Origin of the sequence: Asanoa sp. NPDC049573 (assembly GCF_040676615.1) — a bacterium.
In the GTDB taxonomy this organism is placed as follows: Bacteria; Actinomycetota; Actinomycetes; order Mycobacteriales; family Micromonosporaceae; genus Asanoa.
In genome coordinates this window covers 1-7,503 of the sequence record NZ_JBFAPI010000044.1, presented here as the reverse complement: position 1 = coordinate 7,503, position 7,503 = coordinate 1, and the positions used below count along the sequence as shown (strand labels likewise).

9 protein-coding genes are annotated in these 7,503 nt (G+C 67.9%); 7 read left to right on the top strand and 2 right to left on the bottom strand.

Annotated elements, in window-relative coordinates:
* Window positions 1-486, top strand: a 486-nt coding sequence (locus AB0J74_RS38715; RefSeq protein ID WP_363458249.1) for a cbb3-type cytochrome c oxidase subunit I, incomplete at its 5' end; no start/stop codon positions are given.
* Between the two features lie 188 nt (window positions 487-674).
* Here the strand turns inward: AB0J74_RS38715 and AB0J74_RS38710 are convergent.
* On the bottom strand, window positions 675-1,511 hold the full coding sequence (locus AB0J74_RS38710; RefSeq protein WP_363458246.1) for a ferritin-like domain-containing protein: 837 nt from the start codon (window positions 1,509-1,511) through the stop codon (window positions 675-677).
* Window positions 1,512-1,810: 299 nt separating this feature from the next.
* On the opposite strand from AB0J74_RS38710, the gene AB0J74_RS38705 reads away from it, so the two are divergent.
* The 5 genes from AB0J74_RS38705 (at window position 1,811) to AB0J74_RS38685 (ending at window position 5,471) form a co-directional block, all read left to right on the top strand.
* Window positions 1,811-2,695: a metal ABC transporter substrate-binding protein gene (locus AB0J74_RS38705; RefSeq protein WP_363458243.1), complete on the top strand. Its 885-nt coding sequence runs from the start codon at window positions 1,811-1,813 to the stop codon at window positions 2,693-2,695.
* Window positions 2,692-3,432: a metal ABC transporter ATP-binding protein gene (locus tag AB0J74_RS38700; protein ID WP_363458241.1), complete on the top strand. Its 741-nt coding sequence runs from the start codon at window positions 2,692-2,694 to the stop codon at window positions 3,430-3,432. Before AB0J74_RS38705 ends, AB0J74_RS38700 begins: the two co-directional genes overlap by 4 nt.
* Window positions 3,429-4,289 (top strand): metal ABC transporter permease, encoded by an 861-nt coding sequence (locus AB0J74_RS38695; protein WP_363458239.1) that lies wholly within the window; start codon window positions 3,429-3,431, stop codon window positions 4,287-4,289. Before AB0J74_RS38700 ends, AB0J74_RS38695 begins: the two co-directional genes overlap by 4 nt.
* 5 nt (window positions 4,290-4,294) lie before the next feature.
* Window positions 4,295-4,951 (top strand): metal-dependent transcriptional regulator, encoded by a 657-nt coding sequence (locus tag AB0J74_RS38690; RefSeq protein WP_363458236.1) that lies wholly within the window; start codon window positions 4,295-4,297, stop codon window positions 4,949-4,951.
* A gap of 247 nt (window positions 4,952-5,198) precedes the next feature.
* Window positions 5,199-5,471, top strand: a complete 273-nt coding sequence (locus AB0J74_RS38685) for an SHOCT domain-containing protein (RefSeq protein ID WP_363458233.1) — start codon at window positions 5,199-5,201, stop codon at window positions 5,469-5,471.
* A gap of 4 nt (window positions 5,472-5,475) precedes the next feature.
* On the opposite strand, the gene AB0J74_RS38680 is transcribed toward AB0J74_RS38685, so the two are convergent.
* On the bottom strand, window positions 5,476-5,757 hold the full coding sequence (locus AB0J74_RS38680; protein WP_363458231.1) for a DUF2637 domain-containing protein: 282 nt from the start codon (window positions 5,755-5,757) through the stop codon (window positions 5,476-5,478).
* A gap of 678 nt (window positions 5,758-6,435) precedes the next feature.
* Between AB0J74_RS38680 and AB0J74_RS38675 the strand changes: the two genes are divergently transcribed.
* The gene (locus AB0J74_RS38675; protein ID WP_363458228.1) at window positions 6,436-6,804 is read left to right on the top strand and encodes a hypothetical protein; all 369 of its coding nucleotides are present in this window, start codon (window positions 6,436-6,438) and stop codon (window positions 6,802-6,804) included.
* The last annotated feature ends 699 nt before the right edge of the window (window positions 6,805-7,503 follow it).

The following is a 7,503-nucleotide window of genomic DNA, read 5'->3' as shown; positions in this document are numbered from 1 at the left end:
ATGCTCGACGACCGGTTGGGCAAGGTGCACTTCTGGCTGACGTTCGTGGGCTTCCACACCACGTTCCTGGTGCAGCACTGGCTGGGCAACGAGGGCATGCCGCGGCGGTACGCCGACTACCGCCCCACCGACGGCTTCACCACACTCAACACGATCTCGACGATCGGCGCGTTCATCCTCGGCATCTCGATGCTGCCGTTCATCTACAACGTCTGGAAGGCCTACAAGGCCGGTCCCGTCGTGCTGGCCGACGACCCATGGGGCCACGGCAACTCGCTGGAATGGGCGACCTCTTCGCCGCCGCCGTTGCGCAACTTCGACAGGATGCCGCGGATCCGCTCCGAGCGGCCGGCCTTCGACCAGAAGTTCCCCGAGTTGGCCGCCGGCTCCCAGTCGATCGCCGGCCCGCCAGAGGGCGGCGCCAAGCCGTTCACCCGCGAATCCAACGGCGGCGCCTCCTACCCCGAGGACAAACCGCGGCGCTGACCATCCAGCGCTGCCGCCGAGGCGCTGCGGACGTGCACGCTGTTCATCGTCGTCTTCGGTTCGCGGCCGGACCCGCCGGGTACTCCGCGTCCGCGCGCCGGTGCCCGAAGGAGGCTATCCCCGCGCGGGCCCGCCGCTTGTGACGATCTCACCATTCAAGCCGTCCGGGTAGAAGCCGCCCGACGCAGTTAATTTGGGTTCAGATATACGATGTTCAGGATTGCTCCGGCCGACCGGCCATAGCACATTCCGTTGTCGTCGGTCGGGATGAAATTCGCCTCTTCCGCTGTGCCGATACCTTGGTCGTCATCGGTTGGACCGTCGAGGCTGTTGCGGGCGTCGGAGATTTTCTGGACGCCGCGGAACACGGCGTCGTCGGCAATCCCGGCATTGTAGAGTGCGGACCGGACAATCCCAGCATGATATGCCTCGGTCGCGAGCAAACCGGCGGCGGCGTCGAGGTAAGTCTTGTTCGACAAGAGCGCCGCGGATCCCTTGAACGCGGTAACGCCGACGTCCTCGAAGAGAAATGCCGCGAAGAGGAAGTTGAGGTCGTTCGCATACGGGTCGAAGCTCTCGCCCTGTTTGATGAGTCCGGCGGCGGTGGCCGCAGCGGTGAAGCTCGTGTCGAGCGAGATCGTGGGCCGGGCGACGGCGGCGCTGCCGAGTGCCGATCGCAGGAAGGCGACGTGTTCCATCTCGTCGGAGGCGATTTCCCTCGCGAACTTCCGCACGAGATTGCTGCTGAAGTTGACCGAGCCGCCGCCGGATACCTCGCCTCGTGTTCCGACTCCGGTGGTCATCTCATCAGGCAGGCCGGAACCGGTTGTCGCACGAAGGTAGAACTCGGCCTCAAGGTATTCGAGGTTCAGCGCGAAATTGAGAATGGCACCATCACTAGGCGCGCCCCCGCCCGCTGGGTCCGCATAGCATATGCTCGGATCCACGAGCCGCTTGAGCCGTTGTCGATCTGCCACGGATTCCGTACTGCACGAGATAGCCTGCGCGATAAACCTGTGGTCCATGTGTGGCTCCGATCTGACATGTGCATGACTCGGCAGAGCTCTCGCGGTGGAGGTGGCCCGCGACCAGTGGCGGGCGAGACTCACGATACCGGTGTGGCAAAGGTGATGGGGTCGGTTCGTCCAAGGTGCCGAGCCCGCCGCCGGCGCGCACGATCGGACGCTGGATCTGAATAAACCCGAGAAACAATCGCGATTTCAGGTGGCACCAATCAGTGGTTTTCGGTCCGCCGAATTGTCCGGTCTCCTACAGTTTTGGCATGCCGAAAAGCTGCAGAGCCCAGCTAGCAGCAGGCCTCTCGGTGCTCGCCATCGCGTTGTCGTCCGCCTGCGCCGCGGATCGGGGTCCGGCGGCGGCGGACGACCGGCCCGTGGTGCTGACGACCTTCACGGTGCTGGCCGACATCGCCCGGGTCGTGGGCGGGAACCACCTGCGGGTCGACTCCATCACCAAATTCGGTGCCGAGATTCACGGGTACGAGCCGACACCGGGCGACGTCGCGAAGGCAGCCAAGGCGGACCTCGTCCTCGACAACGGGCTGAACCTCGAGACGTGGTTCGCCCAGTTCCTCGAATCCGCCGACGCGCCGCATGTGGTGGTGACCAAAGGCGTGCGCACACAGGACATTACGGAGGACGCGTACGCCGGAAAGCCCAACCCGCACGCGTGGATGAGCCCGCTGAATGTGCAACTGTACGTCGACAACATGGTCGAAGCGTTCAGCGCGCTCTCGCCGCGCGATGCCGCGGACTTCCGGGCGAACGGCGCGGCCTACAAGAGGGACCTGCAGGACGTGCACGACGGGCTCGTCGCGCGTCTGTCGACGTTGCCGGCCAACGAGCGGTCGCTGGTGACATGCGAGGGCGCCTTCTCATACCTGGCCCGGGATGCCGGGTTGACGGAACGCTACATCTGGGCGGTGAACGCCGAGCAGCAGGCGACGCCGCAGCGGGTGGCTGACACGATCGAGTTCGTCCGTACCAAGCGCGTGCCGGCGGTCTTCTGCGAGTCGACGGTCTCCGACCGCCCGATGCGGCAGGTGGTCGAGGCCACGGGGGCCAACTTCGGCGGCATCCTGTACGTGGATTCCCTGTCGGACGCCGACGGCCCGGTTCCGACGTACCTGGACCTGATCCGCTACGACGCTTCGCTGATCGTCCACGCGTTGACCGGGGTCAAGCTGTGACGACGGCGGCGATCCACATCGACCGGACGACCGTCCGGTACGGCGACGTGGTCGCGCTGGACGACGTCTCGCTCAGGCTGCACCCGGGGCGGGTCACCGGGCTGGTCGGCATGAACGGGTCGGGTAAGTCGACGTTGTTCAAAACCGTCATGGGGATCGTCAAAGCCGAACGCGGGCACGTTCTCATTGACGGCGCGGAGCCCGCCGCCGCCCGACGGCGCGGCCTGGTTGGATACGTGCCGCAGAGTGAGAACGTCGACTGGACATTTCCCGTCTCGGTCGGCGACGTGGTCATGATGGGCCGCTACGGCCGGCTCGGCTTCACCCGTCGGCCCCGCCCGGAGGACCACGTCGCGGTAGCAAGGGCACTCGCCCGGGTCGAGCTGACCGATCTTGCCGAACGGCAGATCGGCCAACTTTCCGGCGGGCAGCGCAAGCGGGCCTTCGTGGCCCGCGTCATCGCACAGGACGCGCGGATCTTGCTGCTGGACGAGCCGTTCGCCGGCGTCGACAAGCGGTCCGAAGCGACGATCGTCCGGCTCCTGCGCGAACTCGCCGACGGACGGTCCATTGTGGTTTCCACGCACGATCTGCACGCCTTGCCGAGCCTCGCCGACGAGGCGGTGCTCCTGCTGCGCCGAGTGCTGTTCCACGGGCCGGTCGACGAGGCGCTGCGACCGGAAACCCTCGCCCGCGCGTTCGGGCTCGACCTGTTCGCATCGGAGGGCGTGGGGTGAACCCGCTCGATCTCGTCGTCCAACCGCTGCAGTACGACTTCATGGTCCGCGCCCTGGTCACCACCGTGATCGCGGCCGTCGTCTGCGCCCTCCTGTCGTGCTGGCTCGTGCTGGTCGGCTGGTCGCTGATGGGTGATGCCGTGTCGCACTCGGTGCTTCCGGGGGTGGTCATCGCCTACGTCGTGGGCGCGCCGTTCGCGGTCGGCGCACTCGTGTTCGGCTTCCTCGCCGTCGCCCTGATCGGCGCGATCCGCGGCACCAGCCGCGTGAAGGAGGACGCCGCGATCGGCATCGTCTTCACCACCCTGTTCGCCCTCGGGCTCGTCCTCATCTCCGTCACGCCCAGCCAGACCGACCTGAATCACATCATCTTCGGCAACATCCTCGGCATCTCCGCGTCCGACCTCACCCAGATCGGCGTGCTCGCCGCCGGCGCCTTCGTGGTCCTCGTCCTCAAGCGCCGTGACATCACGCTGTACGCGTTCGACCCCACGCACGCGCACGTGGTCGGGATCAGCCCCCGGCTGCTGGGCGCTCTGCTGCTCGCGATCCTCGCGCTCACCGCCGTCGTCGCCCTGCAGGTCGTCGGAGTCATCCTCGTCGTCGCCATGCTGATCATCCCGGGCGCTACCGCCTACCTGCTGACCGACCGGTTCGGCCGGATGATCGTCATCGCACCGGCCCTGTCCGCGTCGGCCTCGGTGGTCGGCATCTACCTCAGCTTCTGGCTCGACGCGGCCTCCGGCGGACTCGTCGTCGTCGTACAGGGCACGCTGTTCGCAGTGGTCTACCTGTTCAGCCCCCGGCACGGCATTATCGGACGCCGCCGTACGGCGCGGCGCCTCGCGACGGGATGAATACCATGCCATCGACAGTCGCCGAAACGTACCTCAAGGTGATCTTTAACGCCGGCGAATGGTCCGACCGGCCGATCACCGTCGGTGCGCTCGCATCGCTGCTCGGCCTCGCGCCCTCGTCCGCGTCGGAACAGGTCGGCAGGCTCGCCGACCGCGGACTGCTGCGCCACGCCCGCTACGGAACGGTCGATCTCACCTGCGAGGGACGCCGGATCGCATTGGCGATCGTCCGCAAGCACCGCATCATCGAGACCTTCCTCGTCGCGCAGCTGGGCTACGGCTGGGACGAGGTGCACGAGGAAGCCGACATCCTCGAGCACGCCGTCTCCGACACATTCGTGGAACGGCTCGCACGGCTGCTCGGCTGGCCCACGCACGACCCGCACGGCGACCCCATCCCAGGGCCGGACGGAACACTGCCCGAGGAGCAACCAGCGCTGCTTGCGACCGTGCCTACCGGCAGCAGCGTCCAGGTCACCCGAGTGTGGGACGGCGATCCAACGCTTCTGCGCCGACTGGACGAACTCGGCATCCGCATCGGCTCCGTCCTCACCCTCACGGCCCGCCGCGACGTCGCCATTGAGATCGACAACCGCGGCAGGCCAGCCAAGCTCGACCTGGCGGCCGCCAGGTCAATCCGCGTCATCCGCCGATCCGGGTGAGCGACCATCCTGTTTCGACGGACCAGCCGCCCGTTTCTGGGCCGGCCCGGAGACGGAGGCGCCCGCCAGTAGTTTCGCGATCAGACCTTCGGAGTGGTCGCGCCCAGACCGGGGCTCAGGTGGTGTGGCTGCTCATGACCTGGTCCGTCGACGAGGAGGTGACCTTCGGCATTGCCTTCGGTGACGTTCGCCCGTACCCGGTTCCGTTAGCCGACGAGACAGTGAAGGCCTGCGGAGGGAGAGGACGATGATGTACTGGGGCAACGGCATGAACGGCTGGGGCACGTTGCTCATGGTGGTGAGCAACGTGCTGTTCTGGAGCCTGATCATCGGCGCCATCGTGCTGGTGGCCCGGTATCTGGCTCACGACCGCCGAGCAGCCGGACCAACAAGCCGGGAACGGACCCCGCAACAGGTGCTGGCCGATCGGTTCGCTCATGGCGACATCGACGAAGAGGAGTACGCCCGCCGCCTCCGGGTCCTCGACGACGCCGCGCACAGCCACAGAACCGTACGGTGATACCTCAGCGAGGCGGATCACCGCTCCAGCCGGTCGGCACAAGCCGAGTCAGACATCCAGGCGGCCGCCGCGCGTCACCGCCCGACGCATCTGTCGTCCACTGAACCGCCATTGAATGTGCAGCAGCAACAGCCGTGCGGCGTCCGCGCGGTCGGGCCGCACTGATATCCAAGGCGTACGCCTTCCAACCAGCCTGACCGTGCTTGAGGGCGAGTTCGGTCATGTGCGCGAATGAGATCGCGCCCGCCACGATGGCCAACCCGGCAACGGTCAACCCGGTCAGCACACGCAGCGCCTTGTCCGTACGATCCTCACCAGTCCGCCCCCTGACCAGCTGAGGAAGCGAGCGCGGACAGCCCCGTCAGTACCGGGCCGGCATGCGCGACGGGAATGGACAGCTCCGCATCACCGAGGCAAACCAGCAGGTACGGCGCGCACGGCCACGGGGCTACCGCCTCGGCGAGAAAGGCGGTACCGGCCCGCTGCGGAAGCCAGATGGCGGTGGTGAGGTTCAGCGGGACCGGGGCCGACCGGTGCTGCCCGACAGCACCGGCCCGGCAGCCGTCATCGGCGGTCGTTGCCGGGTCGGCGGTGCATAGCTCGGGATCGCACCAGGCGGGATGTCCCTGGTCAGGGACGCGATGGATTCTAGATTGTTCTGGCTTTCTACGCAGACTGACTACGGTCGAAAAGCCACGCGTCGCGCGGGCTGGCCCGGTTGCGGGCCGCCCTCTGCGACAACGAACCGGCGAAAGGAAGCCTGCGATGACCGTGGACGAACGCATCCGCGAAGTCCTCGACGACATGGCCGGCGAAGCGCGACCGGCACCGGACCCTTATGGCCGATTGCGGGCACGCCACCGGCGCGCTCGGCGGCGGCGCCTGGTGGCGACCGCGACCGCGGCCGCGGTGGCGGTGGCGGTGGCGGTGGCGGCTACCGCCGCGATCCTGCTGTCACCTACGGGTGGCGGCCAAGTCCGCGCCGCTGCCGGATCTCGACCAGTGGACGCCCGAGGCCACCGGGTCCTACCTGGTGCGAGCCCGCGCCACGCAACGAGCGGAGTGGTGGCGTGTGGTCTGGGACTGTGTCGTCAAAGACGTCGGGCCCGCCGATCCCCTGCTGCCGTTCCCGTCGTTGCGCGAAGCCTACCTCGACGCCGCGCTCACCGGCGCCCGAGGGCAGGTCGACCGGAGTCTGGCATTCGACGCGGTCAACACCGCCATGGTCGGCAACCAAAACCGGGTGAGGGGACCAGCCGGGTGCTGTCGGGCGGGCGGACCGCCGGCGCGAAACCCGATGCCGATGGCTCCCACAACGGCGCCGCGGTGGTGACGGCGGTACCGTGGGTGCCCCGCGGCGGGCAGTGACGGTGGACGTCCGATATGACGCCCAGTCCCACGGCTCGGTCGCGACCAGCGCTCCGATGTGGACTCCCAACGACACGACCGGTGCCGCCACCCTCTTGCCTATTCGACAGTGTGGATGTGACCGGGCTGGCCGTCGTCGTCGACGCCCCGGCCGCTCCCGACCTCGAGTTCGAGGCGGTCGACGCTGCGGGCCGGCGTACTCGCCTCCGTCCGGCTTCCCGGGGTGCAGCCGGCGCCCTTCCCCGACGTCACAGGGTGGTGGTGACACCCTCGCCGCGCACCGGCCGCCGGCCGTCTGCAAGATCATCGGTGGGCCACGGCCGGTGGCGTTGACGCCGTGGTCGAGCCGGCGACCGCCGGCGAATAGATCGCGGGTCGACGCCGCGGCCCTCGGCGCGTCGTCCTGGTCGACGCTGGTGCGTGGACCACGTCCCTCCCTGTCGGCCGCGTGTCGGCAGCAGCGGCAGCGTCGTGGCCACGGAAGGGTTGCCGATAGAGCGACACCATGCGCGGTTCAACGCGATGTGCCGGGCCGCCTGTGGCGGTCCGGCACGTTCGACGGTGGGGTTTAGATCATCCAGCGGTTGTGTTGGACGAGGGGTAGGCGGGCCCAGATCCGGCCGAGGCCCCAGGTGTGTCCGGCGTAGCCGGCGGCCAGGACGAT

What these genes read in the sequence shown, in the direction of transcription:
- AB0J74_RS38710 (WP_363458246.1), bottom strand. Translation starts at nt 1,511, where the DNA reads ATGGACCACAGGTTTATCGCGCAGGCTATCTCGTGCAGTACGGAATCC.
- AB0J74_RS38690 (WP_363458236.1), top strand. Translation starts at nt 4,295, where the DNA reads ATGCCATCGACAGTCGCCGAAACGTACCTCAAGGTGATCTTTAACGCC.
- AB0J74_RS38685 (WP_363458233.1), top strand. Translation starts at nt 5,199, where the DNA reads ATGATGTACTGGGGCAACGGCATGAACGGCTGGGGCACGTTGCTCATG.